This window comes from Pseudescherichia sp., from assembly GCF_032052675.1.
In the GTDB taxonomy this organism is placed as follows: Bacteria; Pseudomonadota; Gammaproteobacteria; order Enterobacterales; family Enterobacteriaceae; genus Pseudescherichia.
On record NZ_DAMBWA010000004.1, the window covers coordinates 163,578 to 177,761 of the forward strand.

At 57.4% G+C, this 14,184-nt stretch carries 17 protein-coding genes; 9 read left to right on the plus strand and 8 right to left on the minus strand.

The genetic code is table 11. The features are described from left to right. Positions 1-6: 6 nt before the first annotated feature. A complete protein-coding gene (locus RTX96_RS07605; RefSeq protein ID WP_103821310.1) occupies positions 7-1,338 on the minus strand; it encodes an MFS transporter in 1,332 nt (443 codons plus the stop codon). 410 nt (positions 1,339-1,748) lie between these two features. Here RTX96_RS07605 and garD point away from each other — a divergent pair, with 410 nt between their 5' ends. From garD to RTX96_RS07620, 3 genes are all read left to right on the plus strand, one after another. Then, entirely contained in the window at positions 1,749-3,320 is a 1,572-nt protein-coding gene (gene garD, locus RTX96_RS07610) for a galactarate dehydratase (protein WP_312670655.1), read from the plus strand. Positions 3,321-3,522: 202 nt separating this feature from the next. Continuing rightward, positions 3,523-3,891 carry a type II toxin-antitoxin system RelE/ParE family toxin gene (locus tag RTX96_RS07615; protein ID WP_312670656.1) on the plus strand — a complete coding sequence of 123 codons (369 nt, stop codon included), beginning with the start codon at positions 3,523-3,525 and terminating at the stop codon, positions 3,889-3,891. Beyond that, positions 3,878-4,177 carry a helix-turn-helix transcriptional regulator gene (locus tag RTX96_RS07620; RefSeq protein WP_312670657.1) on the plus strand — a complete coding sequence of 100 codons (300 nt, stop codon included), beginning with the start codon at positions 3,878-3,880 and terminating at the stop codon, positions 4,175-4,177. The genes RTX96_RS07615 and RTX96_RS07620 overlap by 14 nt, the downstream gene beginning before the upstream one ends. Before the next feature lie 72 nt (positions 4,178-4,249). Here the strand turns inward: RTX96_RS07620 and RTX96_RS07625 are convergent, their stop codons facing one another. Together RTX96_RS07625 and rsmI are read right to left on the minus strand one after the other, a co-directional pair. After that, the gene (locus RTX96_RS07625; protein ID WP_312670658.1) at positions 4,250-5,266 is read right to left on the minus strand and encodes a Fic family protein; all 1,017 of its coding nucleotides are present in this window, start codon (positions 5,264-5,266) and stop codon (positions 4,250-4,252) included. 5 nt (positions 5,267-5,271) lie between these two features. Next, positions 5,272-6,132 (minus strand): 16S rRNA (cytidine(1402)-2'-O)-methyltransferase, encoded by an 861-nt coding sequence (gene rsmI, locus RTX96_RS07630; RefSeq protein WP_312670659.1) that lies wholly within the window; start codon positions 6,130-6,132, stop codon positions 5,272-5,274. Between the two features lie 62 nt (positions 6,133-6,194). Here rsmI and RTX96_RS07635 point away from each other — a divergent pair, with 62 nt between their 5' ends. The 4 genes from RTX96_RS07635 to dolP are packed head-to-tail and all read left to right on the plus strand — an operon-like array spanning position 6,195 to position 9,876. Continuing rightward, positions 6,195-8,324, plus strand: a complete 2,130-nt coding sequence (locus tag RTX96_RS07635; protein WP_312670660.1) for a penicillin-binding protein activator — start codon at positions 6,195-6,197, stop codon at positions 8,322-8,324. Beyond that, on the plus strand, positions 8,282-8,680 hold the full coding sequence (locus RTX96_RS07640) for a YraN family protein (protein WP_103821314.1): 399 nt from the start codon (positions 8,282-8,284) through the stop codon (positions 8,678-8,680). Before RTX96_RS07635 ends, RTX96_RS07640 begins: the two co-directional genes overlap by 43 nt. A 20-nt stretch (positions 8,681-8,700) precedes the next feature. Then, positions 8,701-9,291 carry a DnaA initiator-associating protein DiaA gene (diaA, locus tag RTX96_RS07645; RefSeq protein WP_103821315.1) on the plus strand — a complete coding sequence of 197 codons (591 nt, stop codon included), beginning with the start codon at positions 8,701-8,703 and terminating at the stop codon, positions 9,289-9,291. Positions 9,292-9,300: 9 nt separating this feature from the next. Continuing rightward, positions 9,301-9,876: a division/outer membrane stress-associated lipid-binding lipoprotein gene (gene dolP / locus RTX96_RS07650; RefSeq protein ID WP_103821316.1), complete on the plus strand. Its 576-nt coding sequence runs from the start codon at positions 9,301-9,303 to the stop codon at positions 9,874-9,876. Between the two features lie 82 nt (positions 9,877-9,958). Here dolP and RTX96_RS07655 read toward each other — a convergent pair whose 3' ends face one another. Next, positions 9,959-10,999, minus strand: a complete 1,041-nt coding sequence (locus RTX96_RS07655) for a permease (RefSeq protein ID WP_312670661.1) — start codon at positions 10,997-10,999, stop codon at positions 9,959-9,961. Positions 11,000-11,074: 75 nt separating this feature from the next. Next, positions 11,075-11,722, minus strand: coding sequence for an NAD-dependent epimerase/dehydratase family protein (locus RTX96_RS07660; RefSeq protein WP_103821318.1), 648 nt, complete (start codon positions 11,720-11,722; stop codon positions 11,075-11,077). A gap of 124 nt (positions 11,723-11,846) precedes the next feature. On the opposite strand from RTX96_RS07660, the gene RTX96_RS07665 reads away from it, so the two are divergent. Then, positions 11,847-12,365 (plus strand): type 1 glutamine amidotransferase domain-containing protein, encoded by a 519-nt coding sequence (locus RTX96_RS07665; protein ID WP_103821319.1) that lies wholly within the window; start codon positions 11,847-11,849, stop codon positions 12,363-12,365. On the opposite strand, the gene RTX96_RS07670 is transcribed toward RTX96_RS07665, so the two are convergent. After that, positions 12,351-12,788, minus strand: a complete 438-nt coding sequence (locus tag RTX96_RS07670) for a YhbP family protein (RefSeq protein WP_312670662.1) — start codon at positions 12,786-12,788, stop codon at positions 12,351-12,353. The two genes, RTX96_RS07665 and RTX96_RS07670, sit on opposite strands and share 15 nt — an antisense overlap. 53 nt (positions 12,789-12,841) lie before the next feature. Between RTX96_RS07670 and RTX96_RS07675 the strand changes: the two genes are divergently transcribed. Further along, the gene (locus tag RTX96_RS07675; RefSeq protein ID WP_312268631.1) at positions 12,842-13,144 is read left to right on the plus strand and encodes a GIY-YIG nuclease family protein; all 303 of its coding nucleotides are present in this window, start codon (positions 12,842-12,844) and stop codon (positions 13,142-13,144) included. Here the strand turns inward: RTX96_RS07675 and RTX96_RS07680 are convergent. Both RTX96_RS07680 and RTX96_RS07685 read right to left on the minus strand, forming a co-directional pair. Continuing rightward, positions 13,131-13,634 (minus strand): GNAT family N-acetyltransferase, encoded by a 504-nt coding sequence (locus RTX96_RS07680; RefSeq protein ID WP_103821322.1) that lies wholly within the window; start codon positions 13,632-13,634, stop codon positions 13,131-13,133. The two genes, RTX96_RS07675 and RTX96_RS07680, sit on opposite strands and share 14 nt — an antisense overlap. Next, positions 13,628-14,152, minus strand: coding sequence for an SCP2 domain-containing protein (locus RTX96_RS07685; protein ID WP_103821323.1), 525 nt, complete (start codon positions 14,150-14,152; stop codon positions 13,628-13,630). The genes RTX96_RS07680 and RTX96_RS07685 overlap by 7 nt, the downstream gene beginning before the upstream one ends. Positions 14,153-14,184 lie beyond the last annotated feature (32 nt).

The window sequence follows — 14,184 nt, forward strand, 5'->3', positions numbered from 1 at the left end:
CGTTGCTTAATTCCGCAGTTCCATACGCTTGATGTCGCCCACCACGAACAGGTAGCAGAACATCGCCATCAGGGCTGAACAGCCGACGAACACCAGAGCAGCGTTAAAGGAGTGCAGCTCGCTGACCAGGTAACCAATTACCAGCGGGGTGACAATAGAGGCCACGTTGCCAAACACGTTGAACACCCCACCGCACAGTCCAACAATCTCTTTTGGCGCGGTATCGGAGATCACCGGCCAGCCGAGGGCACCAAACCCTTTCCCAAAGAACGCCAGCGCCATCAGCGTGACCACCAGGGTAGTGTTATTGGTGTAGTTACACAGAATGATGCTCGACGCCAGCAGCATGCCCAGAACGATAGGCAGCTTACGCGCCAGAGTAATGGTTGCGCCACGTTTGATCAGGTGATCCGAGAAGACCCCACCCAATACGCCACCGGCAAAGCCGCACAGCGCCGGGATGGAGGCCACCAGGCCCACTTTCAGAATCGACATGCCCTTCTCCTGCACCAGGTAGATAGGGAACCAGGTGAGGAAGAACCAGGTGATGGTGTTGATAAAATACTGGCCGAAGAACACCCCCAGCATCATGCGGTTGGTCAATAATTGCTTGATGTAGTGCATTTTAGGACCGCCAGCCGCCGCGCCCGGCTTTTTGTGGTCCATATCGACCACCGCGCCGCCCTTGGTGATGTACTCCAGCTCGCTAGCCGACATGTTCGGGTGGTCGGTAGGGTTATGGATAAACTTCACCCACAGGCCGGTCAGCACAAAGCCAATGACGCCCATTACGGTAAATACATGCTCCCAGCCCCAGGCGAAGGTCAGCCAGCCCAGCAGCGGTGAAAAGAGCGCCAGCGAGAAGTACTGGGCGGCGTTAAAGATAGCCGATGCGGTGCCGCGCTCTTTGGTCGGGAACCAGGCGGCGACGATACGGGCGTTCGCCGGGAATGAGGGCGCTTCAGAGAAGCCGAGCATAAAGCGCATGATGAACATCGACACACCGGCCCAGGCCAGCGGGAAGATATCAACAAACCCTTGCAGGAAGGTGAACAGCGACCAGAAAAAGAGGCTGTAGGTATAGACTTTCTTTGAACCGTAGCGGTCCAGCAGCCAGCCGCCGGGGATCTGCATCAACAGGTAGGCCCAGCCGAAGGCGGAGAAGATGTAACCCATTGAGACGGCGCTAAGCTGCAGCTCTTTAGCGACTTCGGTGCCAGCGATTGAGAGCGTCGCACGGTCTGCATAGTTAATTGCCGTAACAATAAAGATAATGAGCAAGATTAAATAGCGGGTAGGCATACCCTTTTTTGCTTCAACGGTAGTATCCAGTATCATTTATTTATCCTCGGGCACAGAACTCTATTTTTATTATTATATGAGGTGTATTTTCCTGATTATTTATCGATAGCAGGTAATATCAGGTAACTAACCAGATGCAATGTAATCGTCAATCAGTATAATCAGGGCACGAACGTCCCGCATTGTTGTTTTGCTCAATTAATAAAATGTTTTAAGTGATTATATTGAGCATATGCACAAGTTGCTGGGCGCTGATCCACAGATTTAGGCATTCGCCCTGCCGCCGGGCCTGCTACAGCAATAATGAGTGATCTGGATCACATTCTTAACGTGAAACTCCTGACACTATTTATTCCATAGCAATGTTGTTTATTTCAGATAACAAGAAACACGATAATCATTTTCCCGTTTTTGTTATCCCACACCTGGCTGGAGAATACTGGACAATGGCCGATATCGAAATTAGACAAGAATCGCCAACGGCGTTTTATATTAAGGTTCATGAAACCGACAACGTGGCGATTATTGTCAATGACAATGGCTTAAGAGCCGGGACCCGTTTCCCGGATGGGCTTGAACTCATTGAGCATATCCCGCAGGGGCATAAAGTGGCGCTGGTGGATATTCCCGCGCACGGTGACATTGTCCGCTACGGTGAAGTCATCGGCTATGCGGTGCGCGATATTGCCCGGGGCAGCTGGATCGACGAATCCACCGTGGAGTTGCCTACAGCGCCACCGCTGAACACCCTACCGCTGGCAACCAAGGTGCCGGAGCCGCTGCCTGCCCTCGAGGGTTACACGTTTGAAGGCTACCGCAACGCCGACGGCAGCGTCGGGACGAAAAACCTGCTGGGTATCACCACCAGCGTACACTGCGTCGCGGGCGTGGTGGACTACGTGGTCAAAATTATCGAGCGCGACCTGCTGCCGAAATACCCCAACGTTGACGGCGTGGTCGGTCTGAACCACCTCTACGGCTGCGGCGTAGCGATCAACGCCCCGGCGGCAGTGGTGCCTATCCGCACTATCCATAACCTCGCCCTCAACCCCAACTTTGGCGGCGAAGTGATGGTGGTCGGCCTCGGCTGTGAAAAGCTCCAGCCGGAGCGTCTGCTACAGGGAACGGAAGACGTGCAGGCGATCCCAGTTGACAGTGCCAGCATCGTGCGCCTGCAGGATGAGCAGCACGTCGGCTTCCGCTCGATGGTCGACGATATTCTTCAGGTTGCCGAGCGTCATCTGATCAAGCTCAACGCTCGCCAGCGCGAAACCTGCCCGGCCTCCGAGCTGGTCGTCGGGATGCAGTGCGGCGGCAGCGACGCCTTCTCCGGCGTGACGGCGAACCCGGCGGTAGGCTACGCCTCTGACCTGCTGGTCCGCTGCGGTGCGACAGTAATGTTCTCGGAGGTGACCGAGGTGCGCGATGCGATCCATCTGCTCACCCCGCGCGCTATCAATGAGGAGGTAGGCAAGCGCCTGCTGGAGGAGATGGCCTGGTACGATAACTATCTCGATATGGGCAAAACCGACCGCAGCGCTAACCCCTCTCCGGGTAACAAGAAAGGCGGTCTGGCCAACGTAGTGGAGAAAGCGCTGGGCTCTATTGCCAAGTCCGGGCAGAGCGCCATCGTGGAAGTGCTCTCGCCGGGCCAGCGCCCAACCAAGCGCGGACTGATCTACGCGGCTACGCCTGCTAGCGACTTTGTCTGTGGTACCCAGCAGGTGGCTTCCGGGATCACCGTTCAGGTGTTCACTACCGGTCGCGGTACGCCGTACGGCCTGGTGGCAGTGCCGGTTATCAAGATGGCAACCCGCACCGAGCTGGCTAACCGCTGGTACGATCTGATGGATATCAACGCCGGGACGATCGCGACGGGGGAAGAGAGCATTGAGGACGTGGGCTGGAAGCTGTTCCACTTTATTCTCGACGTCGCCAGCGGCCGTAAGAAAACCTTCTCGGACCAGTGGGGCCTGCACAACCAGCTGGCCGTGTTTAACCCGGCTCCGGTGACGTGATAAAACGGTTTTAGACTTCAAAGGCCGGGTAAGCGCGATGCTGCCCGGCTTTTTGTATTAATAACAAAATTTCGTTATTTCACCCATCTTATTGAATAACCTAACTTCTATATCCCACATGCTCTTGACCTAAAGCAACACTTCATTATAACCCATAGGTTATATTGCATTTATAACTTCCAGGTTATAGGATGAACCAAAAATGTGGGAAGTCGTTACGCGAGATTTGTTTGATCATTGGTTAGCCATTCAAAATGACAATGTTCAGGAAGAAATATTAGCTGTCTTAACAGTTTTAGAGCATGAAGGACCCATGCTTGGTCGACCCTATGTGGACCATCTTAAAGGCTCATCATATCCAAATATGAAGGAGTTAAGAGTACAGGTTGAGGGTCATCCATTTAGAGTGTTTTTCGTATTTGATCCGGTCCGAAGAGCCATTGTTTTGTGTGCCGGTAATAAGAAGAGCGAAAACGAAAAAATGTTCTATAAACGTATGATTAAGTTAGCAGATGCTGAGTATAAATCGCATCTGATTTTACTGGAGGTTAAAGAAAATGGCGACGCTTAAACAGTTGCTTGCACAACGCTCACCGGAAAGCCAGAAAAGGATCGCAGCGCGTGCGGCAGAGGTTCGCCAGGAAATTACCCTTGCGAAACTCCGGGAAGAGCTGCACGTATCACAGGTACAGCTTGCTGCCGCACTTGGCATTTCTCAGCCTTCTGTCGTTAAGATGGAGAAGGTAGATAACGACCCAAAACTTTCAACGTTAAAACGCTACGTGGCCGCGTTGGGCGGTGAGTTGACATTGGATGTCACCTTGCCTGACGGTAAACGAATCGCGCTACATCTTTAACGCTATCTAACCTCGCCCCGATGACGTGATGCTTTTGCCGGGCGGCGCTGCGCTTGCCCGGCCTACGGTACGCTAGTCAATAAGACGCCAGTAACCGCCTTTCGTTGAACCGATGCGCTCCAGCCTGCCCTGTTTTTGCAGCGTCTGGAGCTGACGTTCTACCGTACGTGTCGTTACGCCAAAACGTGTGGCCATGTCGGCAATCGTGCTGGTCGGATGCCGACGTAGCCAAACAAGATACGCCTGCGCTTTAGGTGACAACTCCAGCACTTTTTCTTCCGACATTTCTTCCGACATTTCTTCCGACATTTCTTCCGACATTTTTGACGCTGAATTCAGTCCCTCTTTCAGCGCCGCTGCAATGTTTCCCAGCATAAACTCGATAAATAGGGTGCAGTCACTGGCTCGATCGCATTCGCCTAACACCTGGTAATACCGCTCCTGCTGGTAATGAATCAGCGTCTCTACAGGTAGCCAGGCCATTTCGGGCCGCCACGTGCTCAGGATAAGCGTTTGCCATAGACGTCCCATACGCCCGTTGCCGTCGGCGAAAGGGTGAATAAACTCGAACTCGTAGTGAAAAACGGAGCTGGCGATAAGCGGATGCAGATCGGTACTGTCCAGCCAGTTAAGCAGCTCACTGACCAGTCGGGAAACCTGTGAGGCTGGCGGAGCCATGTGGATGAGCATCCTGTCGCGATAGATACCAACATCGTTTTGTCGGAGATTGCCGGGATTATCAACCAGCCCGGCCATGAGAATGCGGTGCGCCGAAAGTAGATCGCTAAGCCGCCCTTTACCCCAGCTGGAGAGATGGTCATATGCCAAGATAGCGTTTCTGACCTCCTGAATATCTTTTGCCGGGGCCAGCACACGTTTACCGTCCATAATCGCTGTGACCTGCTCAGCGCTTAAGCTGTTATGCTCAATAGCCAGTGAAGCCTGAATAGTGCGGATCCGGTTCTCTTTACGCAGTAAAGGAGAGGCGCGCCCGGTCTGGGCAGCCCAGTGCCCAAGAAGCTCCCCTATTTCAATCACCACATTCAGGATTGGCGGCGTAATGGTAAACGGCGGCTGATAGCGGCTCATAAATCTTACGCCTGCTGCTCCAGAGCATACTTATAGAGGGCATTCTTCTTCACGCCGTGGATCTCGGCGGCCAGCGCGGCGGCTTTTTTCAGCGGCAGCTCGGCCTGGAGCAGTGCCAGCGTACGTAGGGCGTCGGCGGGCAGATCCTCCTCCTGGGCCTTATGCCCCTCGATAATCAGCACCATCTCCCCTTTGCGACGGTTTTCATCTTCCTTTACCCACGCCAGCAGTTCGCCAATGGGCGCGCCGTGAATCGACTCCCATGTCTTGGTTAGCTCGCGGGCCAGCACGACATAGCGGGATTCACCCAGCACGGTGCAGATGTCCTCCAGGCTATCGAGCAGGCGGTGGGTGGACTCATAAAAAATCAGCGTGCGCGGCTCAGCCTCCAGCGCTTTTAGCGTGTCGCGGCGGCCTTTTGATTTGGCAGGCAGAAAGCCTTCATAGCAGAAGCGATCCGACGGCAGCCCGGCGGCGCTGAGAGCGGCAATCGCGGCGCAGGGGCCAGGGAGCGGCACCACGCGGATCCCCGCCTCGCGGCAGGTGCGCACCAGGTGGTAGCCAGGATCGTTGATCAGCGGCGTCCCGGCGTCGGAGACCAGGGCAATGCTCTGCCCCTCCTTAAGCTTCGCTACCAGCGTCTCTGCCTTCTGCTGCTCGTTATGATCGTGAAGGGCAAACAGGCGGGCGCTAATGGCGAAATGCTGCAACAGCAGGCCGGTGTGCCGGGTATCCTCTGCGGCAACTAAATCAACGCTTTGCAACACGGTCAGCGCGCGCTGGGTGATATCAGCCAAATTCCCGATAGGAGTGGGTACAATATAGAGCTGACCTTGAGAATTCTCAGCCGATTCGTGTTGTTTCATTGTTTCATCCGTATTGCCGATTTAATATTGAGCATTGCGTAAAAAATATCACTGGATACAGAATGGTACAGTCAACATTTTTCCGTTTAAAAGCAGCGCGTTGTCTGCCTGTCATGCTGGCCGCCCTGCTTTTTGCAGGCTGTGGAACACAGACGCCAGACCAGAGCAGTGCGCACATGCAGGGTACAGCGCAGGCTGACTCTGGCTACTACCTGAGCCAGATGCAGCAAAGCACAGATGATACCAAGACCAACTGGCAATTACTCGCCATTCGTGCCCTGTTGAAAGAGGGCAAAAGCCAGCAGGCGGGCGAGCTGTTTAACCAGCTGCCGCAGGAGCTGAACGATACCCAGCGTAAAGAGCAGTCGCTGCTGGCCGTTGAGCTTAAGCTGGTGCAGAAAGATTTTGCTGGCGCACAGGCGCTGCTGGCTAATCTGAAGCCAGCTGATTTCGAGGGTAACCAGCTGGCACGCTACTGGCAGGCGCAGATTGATGCCAGCCAGGGCCGTCCGTCGCTGACGCTGCTGCGGGCCTTGATTGCTCAGGAGCCGCTGCTGGCGGCGAAGGATAAGCAGAAAAATATCGATGCCACCTGGCAGGCGCTCTCCTCCATGACGCCGGAGCAGGCGCAGGCGCTGGTGATCAACGCCGATGAGAACGTGCTGCAGGGCTGGCTCGATCTGCAGCGCGTCTGGTTCGATAACCGTACCGATCCGAACATGCTGAAGGCGGGGATCAGCGACTGGCAGACCCGCTATCCGCAAAACCCTGGGGCGAAGATGCTGCCGACGGCGTTAACCAACGTGCAGAACTTTAAACCTGCCTCCACCAACAAAATCGCCCTGCTACTGCCGCTGAACGGCCAGGCGGCGGTCTATGGCCGCGCTATCCAGCAGGGTTTTGAAGCAGCGAAAAACGGTACGCCTGCCGTGAGCGGCCCGGCCACGCCAGTCCAGGTTGCCCAGGCGGCGACAACGGGAGACGCTGACGTCGTTAGCCCCTCTCAGGCCCCGGTAGATGAGCTGACCCAGACGCAGCCTGCTGCGCCAGTGGACGCACCGGAAGTTGCTCCTGAAGCGACTCAGGCTCCAGCGCCAGCTGCAACCACTGCGCCCGCTGCAACGTCCGCGCCCGCTGACACCGCTGCGCCAGTAAGCGCTCCTGAAGCCCAGTCGCAGCCAGCCGCTACGCCAGCGGTAGCCAGCGCGCCGGCTAATCCTTCTGCCGATCTGAAAATTTATGATACAAGCTCGCAGCCGCTCGATCAGATCCTCAATCAGGTCCAGCAGGACGGTGCCAGCATCGTGGTTGGCCCGCTGTTAAAGGGTAACGTTGAAGAGCTGATGCGCAGCAACACCGCCCTGAACGTGCTGGCGCTGAACCAGCCGGAGTCGGTGCAGAGCCGGGCAAATATCTGCTACTTCGCCCTTTCGCCGGAAGATGAAGCCCGCGACGCCGCTCGTCACATGTGGGATCAGGGCCACCGCGCGCCGCTGCTGCTGGTTCCGCGCAGCTCGCTGGGGGATCGGGTCACCACCGCCTTTGCCGAAGAGTGGCAAAAACTGGGCGGCGGTACCGTGCTGCAGCAGAAGTTTGGCTCTACGGCAGAACTGAAGATGGGCATTAACAGCGGGTCCGGTATCGCCCTGACCGGCACGCCGGTCGCCTCCAGCCTGCCGCAGCAGCAGGGAGTGACTATCGGCGGCCTGACCATTCCTGCCCCGCCGACCGAGGCGCAGATCACCGGCGGCGGCAACGTCGATGCGGCCTATATCCTGGCGACGCCGAACGAGATTGCGCTTATCAAGCCGATGATCGCCATGCGCACCGGCAGCCATAGCAGCGCAGCGCTGTACGCCAGCTCGCGTAGCGCGCAAGGGGGTGCAGGGCCGGACTTCCGTCTCGAGATGGAGGGGTTACAGTTTAGCGAGATCCCGATGCTGGCAGGCAGCAACCCTGCGCTGATGCAGCAGGCGTTGGGCAGCGTCAACAACGACTACTCGCTGGCCCGCCTCTATGCTATGGGCGTTGACGCATGGGCACTGGCTAACCACTTTGCCCAGATGCGCCAGGTTCCCGGCTTTGAGATCAGCGGCAACACAGGCGATCTCTCGGCTACCCCAGACTGCGTGATAAACAGGAAGTTATCATGGCTCAAATACCAGCAGGGGCAGATCGTCCCGGCCAGTTAAGCCGTAAACAGACCGGCGACGCGTGGGAAGCAACGGCGCGCCGCTGGCTGGAGGGCAAAGGACTGCGCTTTCTCGCCGCCAACGTCCGTTCACGCGGCGGCGAGATCGACCTGATTATGCGTCAGGGCCCCACAACCGTCTTCATTGAGGTACGCTACCGCAAGACGGCCCGGTACGGCGGCGCAGCGGCCAGCATCACTCGCAGCAAGCAGTTGAAACTCTTATCGGCGGCGCGTTTGTGGCTCGCCCGGCACAATGGGAGTTTTGACACTGTGGATTGCCGGTTCGATGTGGTAGCCTTCACCGGAAACGACGTGGAGTGGATACAAGATGCCTTTAACGACCACTCATACTAGCTGACATTATAGGGATCACCGTGCTCGAAAGAATTAAAGTCTGCTTTACGGAAAGTATTCAAACCCAGATTGCGGCGGCGGAAGCCCTGCCGGATGCGATCTCCCGTGCGGCCATGACCCTGGTTCACTCCCTGCTTAACGGTAACAAAATCCTCTGCTGTGGCAACGGCACCTCTGCCGCCAACGCCCAGCATTTTGCTGCCAGCATGATCAATCGCTTCGAAACCGAGCGTCCAAGCCTGCCGGCGATTGCACTTAATACCGATAACGTGGTCTTAACCGCGATCGCCAACGATAGATTGCATGATGAGATCTACGCTAAACAGGTGCGCGCGCTGGGCCATGCCGGCGACGTGCTGCTGGCGATCTCCGCCCGGGGTAACAGTCGGGATATCGTGAAAGCCGTTGAGGCGGCCGTCACCCGCGATATGACCATTGTTGCCCTCACCGGCTACGACGGCGGCGAGCTGGCGGGTCTGCTGGGGCCACAGGATGTCGAAATTCGTATTCCTTCCCACCGCAGCGCACGCATTCATGAGATGCATATGCTGACGGTGAACTGCCTGTGCGATCTGATTGATAACACGCTTTTCCCTCACCAGGATGATTAAGGAGTAGACATGAAGGCACTTTCGCCCCTTGCGGTAATACTCTCCGCGTTGCTGCTTCAGGGATGTGTCGCAGCGGCCGTGGTCGGCAGCGCCGCCGTAGGCACCAAAGCAGCGACCGATCCGCGTACCGTGGGCACGCAGGTTGATGACGGAACGCTGGAGCTACGCGTCAACAGCGCGCTGGCTAAAGACGAGCAGATTAAGAAAAGCGCACGCATTAACGTGACCGCTTACCAGGGTAAAGTGCTGCTGGTCGGCCAGGCACCTGATACCGAACTGGCCTCGCGTGCGAAGCAGATTGCGATGGGCGTAGAGGGGGCAACGGAGGTCTATAACGAGATCCGTCAGGGCCAGCCGATTAGCCTGGGCACCGCCTCGTCAGATACCTGGATCACCACCAAAGTCCGCTCCCAGCTGCTGGGCAGCGATCAGGTGAAATCGTCCAACGTGAAGGTCACCACTGAAAACGGCGAGGTGTTCCTGCTGGGGCTGGTGACAGAGCGTGAAGCGTCTGCAGCTGCCGATATCGCCAGCCGCGTGTCGGGCGTCAAGCACGTGACCACGGCGTTTACGTTTATTAAGTAGTGGGTTAACGCCCGGTGGCGCGAAGCTTACCGGGCCTACGTGACATGTAGGCCGGATAAGCGCAGCGCCATCCGGCGATTTATCACAGCAAAGCAATCCCTCCGACAATCATCCCCCCTACTGCCACCAGCCCGCCGGTTAGCCACAGCGCTTTCGCCGGGAAGGATTTGCGTAGCATAATTAGCGACGGCAGGCTTACCGCCGGCAGCGTGATCAGCAGGGCCAGCGCGGGGGCAATCCCCATTCCGGCTACCATCATCGTCTGTACAATAGGAATTTCCGCCGCCGTTGGGATCACAAACAGACAGCCAACGATAGCCATCGCCACCACCCACAGCAGTGAGTTATCAATAACGCCATCGGCGTGGGGGAAGAGCCAGACCCGCGCCGCGCCCAGCAGCAGCACCGCCAGAATGTAGACCGGGATGGTGCTCCAGAACAGCGTCCACAGCGCCCGGCCCCAGCGCGCCATAAATCCGCCCTGCGGCTCGGCGGCGATAACCGCCTCAGGCAGCAGCGACGGCCGATCGCTCTCCTTCACCCAGCGCTGCACCAGCAGAGCCACGCCCGGCACAATCGCCAGACCGGCCACCAGGCGGATCAGGGCGAAATGCCAGCCCAGTACAAAACCCATAAACACCAGCGTCGCCGGGTTAAGCAACGGATTGCCCATCCAGAACGCCAGCGCACCGCCCATCGACACCTGCTGGCGGCGCAGCCCGGCGGTAACCGGCGCAGCGCAGCAGGAGCACATCATGCCCGGCAGGGAGAAGAGCGTGCCGAACAGCGTACCGCCGACGCGCTGCTGGCCCAGGGTACGCAGCAGCCAGTCGCGAGGAATAAGCACCTGCACCAGTGAGCCGAGAAGCACGCCCAGCACCGCGGCTTTCCAGACCGCGAGGAAGTAGATCATGGCATAGTCGAGCGCGGCCCGGAATGGATTTGCTTCGGCGTTAGCAAGGATGGACTTGCCGATGCTGTGGGTTTCTGCGGCGGTAAAGGCTTTACCGTAATAGGGCTGCCATTTCACATACCAGAGCCCTACGATCACGACGAGAAAAAAGAGCGCGGGCTTCCACCATTGGACAGGTGTTGCCGCCTGAGATGAAGACTGACCAGTCATTACATTCCCCGGAAAGATGTATGGATTATTGTTAGCCGGAAGATACTACGCCTGACTGGACACTTTTGGAAACAGTTAATTCTCCTCGCCGATGGCAATCGCATGCAGCTGCTCGGAGGTCAAAACAGTCACCCTCTCGCGGCAAGGAGAGAACGCTGTAAGCAGCATCGCACGCGCCACGTCGCGGGCTTCGATGGATTTCCACTTGCCGGGCAGCAGGTGCAGCATCGGCCCAAGCAGAGACTCACCAAACCGCTGCTTCGCCCGGCGGCCCAGCAGCATCGCCGGGCGGGCAAGGGTCAGGCGCGGCCAATCCTGCGCTATTAACGCCTCCTCCATCTTGCCCTTCACCCGGTTATAGAAAAAGGGCGAGCCAGCATTGGCCCCCATCGCGCTGACCACCAGCATATGCTTCGCCCCGAGCCGCAGCCCGGCCAGCGCGGTATCCACTACCAGGGTGTAGTCGGCGTGGATAAACGCCTCTTTGCTGCCCGCTTCCCGGCGGGTCGTACCGAGGCAGCAGAAGACGATATCGATAGGCTCGTTGACCTGCGCCAGCGCGTCGGTGAGCTGGCGATCGCAGGGGTTAAAGACCCCGGGCATCCCCAGCAGTGGCCGACGCGTCGGGGCGGCAATATAGTTAACCCGCGGCTCCTGAATGAGCATACGCAGCAGATGTGAGCCAACCAGCCCGGTGGCTCCGGTAATCAGTACCTGACTCATCTCGCCCCCTTTTGCAGATTAGTCCGCCTTGCAATGTGAGTTCGCTGAACCACACTTGTTTATACGTCATTATTAACGATAGATGGCGAAATCACCCATCCAGAGCCAAAACAATGGAGGAAACATGGGCAAGAAAATCGCAGTCTTGATCACTGACGACTTTGAAGATTCAGAATTCACTTCCCCGGCCGAAGCGTACCGTAAAGCGGGCCACGAGGTGATCACCATTGAGAAGGAAGCCGGGAAAACTGTAAAAGGGAAACAGGGCGAAGCCAGCGTCACGATCGATAAAGCGATCGATGAGGTGACGCCAGCGGAGTTTGACGCCCTGCTGCTGCCAGGCGGCCACTCTCCGGACTCGCTGCGCGGCGATGAACGCTTTGTGACCTTTACCCGCGACTTCGTGAACTCCGGTAAGCCGGTGTTTGCTATCTGTCACGGCCCGCAGTTGCTGATCAGCGCCGAAGTGGTGCGCGGACGCAAGCTGACGGCGGTTAAACCGATCGTTATCGATCTGAAAAACGCCGGGGTAGAGTTTTACGATCAGGAAGTGGTGAATGATAACGACCAGCTGATCACCAGCCGCACGCCTGACGACCTGCCCGCGTTCAACCGGGAAACCCTGCGCTTACTGGGAGTCTGAGTCCCGTAGCCAGTGCAGCTTTTTGCCAAAGCCCAGCGTGTTGTCGGTGAACTTAATTTCGTCCAGTGAAATCTCCCATACCGGGGCCGACAATGCTCTGGCAACCGGGAAGCGACGGTTATAGCGCTCACGCGCGGCCTCGCTTTCCGCTCCCTCCAGACGGCGGATCTCGCCTTTAAACTGTACGCCACGGATCAACGCCACCGTTTTTGGCTGGCCGTTAACCGTTCCCGCCACCGGGGCACGACTGCCGCTCATCTGCGCATGACGGGTACGATCCTCACTCATGACATAGAAGGCAACCTCCTGCGGATCGTAGTGATAGAAAGCGTTAGCACACCACAGATCGCCTTCACTGGCGACGCACCAGGTCACCACATGCTGCTTTGCCAGCCAGCGATGAATGGCGGCGAGAGTTTCCATTTTTTATCTCCCTCATGCTAAGGTGCGCTCACCTTATTCTGTAAAATCACGCTATGACGCCCTGGTTTTTATATCTTATCCGTACCGCCGATGATGCCCTTTATACCGGCATTACGACCGACGTTGCCCGCCGCTTCACCCAGCATCAGACGGGAAAAGGGGCAAAGGCGCTGCGCGGCAAAGGGGAGCTGCGGCTGGCCTTCGCGGCACCAGTAGGTGAGCGCTCACTAGCTTTGAAAATTGAATACCGTATCAAACAGCTAACGAAGCGCCAGAAAGAGCGCCTCGTTGCCGGGGATGGGTCCTTTGACACGCTGCTGGCAGCGTTGCAGCCCGAGACAATCAAACACGGTTGAAGTGTTCGTGGTACTCCACCAGGCCATGCACGCCGTTTAAGGCATCATCTGCCAGGCGATGCACCTGGAAAGCGCTCTCCGTGCCCGGCCAACGACAGTGTAGATCGTAGTGTGCCGCCCGCTCAAAGCCGAGACGCTGATAGAAATCCGCCTCGCCCAGCGCAACGACGGCGGCGTAGCCGAACTCGTTGAGCGAATCCAGCCCCTCGTAGACCAGCTGGCGCGCCAGCCCCTGGCCGCGATAGTGTTCATCCACCGCCAGCGGCGCAAGGCCAACCCACTGCAGATCTTCACCCTCAACGTCCACCGGACTAAAGGCGACGTAGCCGACTACCTGCCCTTCATCATCGGTGGCGACAAGCCCTAACGTAATCAGCCCGTCTTCCCGCAGGGAGTGGACCAGGTTAGCTTCGCTCTCCCCGCCGAATGCGCGACGAAGGAGTGCATCAATGCCTGGCGCATCGATAGGTATTTCAACTCGAATCAGCATGGCTCACCTACAGAAGTTGGTTTAGTCGCAGGCGGGGCTTGCAGGCCAGCCTCGACGAACTCCGCCAGTTGCAGCAGCATAACGCGCAGCGGTTTGGGCATCTGCTCCAGTTCAATGGCGTCCATTAGGTTTTTAACATATAACCCCAGTTCGGTATCGCCCTCAATCACCAGCCGGCGCTGGAAGAATAGCGTGTCTGGATCCTGCTTGCGCGCGGCAATCATCAGCAGGTCGCTGGCGTCGGCGCTAAAGCTGACGTCGGCAGCGGCAGACTCACGCACAATTAACTGCTCATTCTCAACGGATGTAAACCACCGCAGACCAATATCGCGTACTTCAATGCTCAACCAGCGGCCCTCCAGGAACTCGAGCTCGCCATCCGCCAGCGCCTGCTGGAACTGCCAGCGCAGAAGCTGCTCCAGCACCTGACGTTTAAGCGCGAAAGGCGCGAGCTTTACCGGCACGCTCAGCAGAGACGGCGCGGCATGAACGAGACGTGAGCGCAGTATATCCAACACAAGCTTTACTCCCTGATATGAAAAGTCTGGCT

What these genes read in the sequence shown, in the direction of transcription:
- RTX96_RS07605 (WP_103821310.1), bottom strand. Translation starts at nt 1,338, where the DNA reads ATGATACTGGATACTACCGTTGAAGCAAAAAAGGGTATGCCTACCCGC.
- garD (WP_312670655.1), top strand. Translation starts at nt 1,749, where the DNA reads ATGGCCGATATCGAAATTAGACAAGAATCGCCAACGGCGTTTTATATT.
- RTX96_RS07615 (WP_312670656.1), top strand. Translation starts at nt 3,523, where the DNA reads ATGTGGGAAGTCGTTACGCGAGATTTGTTTGATCATTGGTTAGCCATT.
- RTX96_RS07620 (WP_312670657.1), top strand. Translation starts at nt 3,878, where the DNA reads ATGGCGACGCTTAAACAGTTGCTTGCACAACGCTCACCGGAAAGCCAG.
- RTX96_RS07625 (WP_312670658.1), bottom strand. Translation starts at nt 5,266, where the DNA reads ATGAGCCGCTATCAGCCGCCGTTTACCATTACGCCGCCAATCCTGAAT.
- rsmI (WP_312670659.1), bottom strand. Translation starts at nt 6,132, where the DNA reads ATGAAACAACACGAATCGGCTGAGAATTCTCAAGGTCAGCTCTATATT.
- RTX96_RS07635 (WP_312670660.1), top strand. Translation starts at nt 6,195, where the DNA reads ATGGTACAGTCAACATTTTTCCGTTTAAAAGCAGCGCGTTGTCTGCCT.
- RTX96_RS07640 (WP_103821314.1), top strand. Translation starts at nt 8,282, where the DNA reads ATGGCTCAAATACCAGCAGGGGCAGATCGTCCCGGCCAGTTAAGCCGT.
- dolP (WP_103821316.1), top strand. Translation starts at nt 9,301, where the DNA reads ATGAAGGCACTTTCGCCCCTTGCGGTAATACTCTCCGCGTTGCTGCTT.
- RTX96_RS07655 (WP_312670661.1), bottom strand. Translation starts at nt 10,999, where the DNA reads ATGACTGGTCAGTCTTCATCTCAGGCGGCAACACCTGTCCAATGGTGG.
- RTX96_RS07660 (WP_103821318.1), bottom strand. Translation starts at nt 11,722, where the DNA reads ATGAGTCAGGTACTGATTACCGGAGCCACCGGGCTGGTTGGCTCACAT.
- RTX96_RS07665 (WP_103821319.1), top strand. Translation starts at nt 11,847, where the DNA reads ATGGGCAAGAAAATCGCAGTCTTGATCACTGACGACTTTGAAGATTCA.
- RTX96_RS07670 (WP_312670662.1), bottom strand. Translation starts at nt 12,788, where the DNA reads ATGGAAACTCTCGCCGCCATTCATCGCTGGCTGGCAAAGCAGCATGTG.
- RTX96_RS07675 (WP_312268631.1), top strand. Translation starts at nt 12,842, where the DNA reads ATGACGCCCTGGTTTTTATATCTTATCCGTACCGCCGATGATGCCCTT.
- RTX96_RS07680 (WP_103821322.1), bottom strand. Translation starts at nt 13,634, where the DNA reads ATGCTGATTCGAGTTGAAATACCTATCGATGCGCCAGGCATTGATGCA.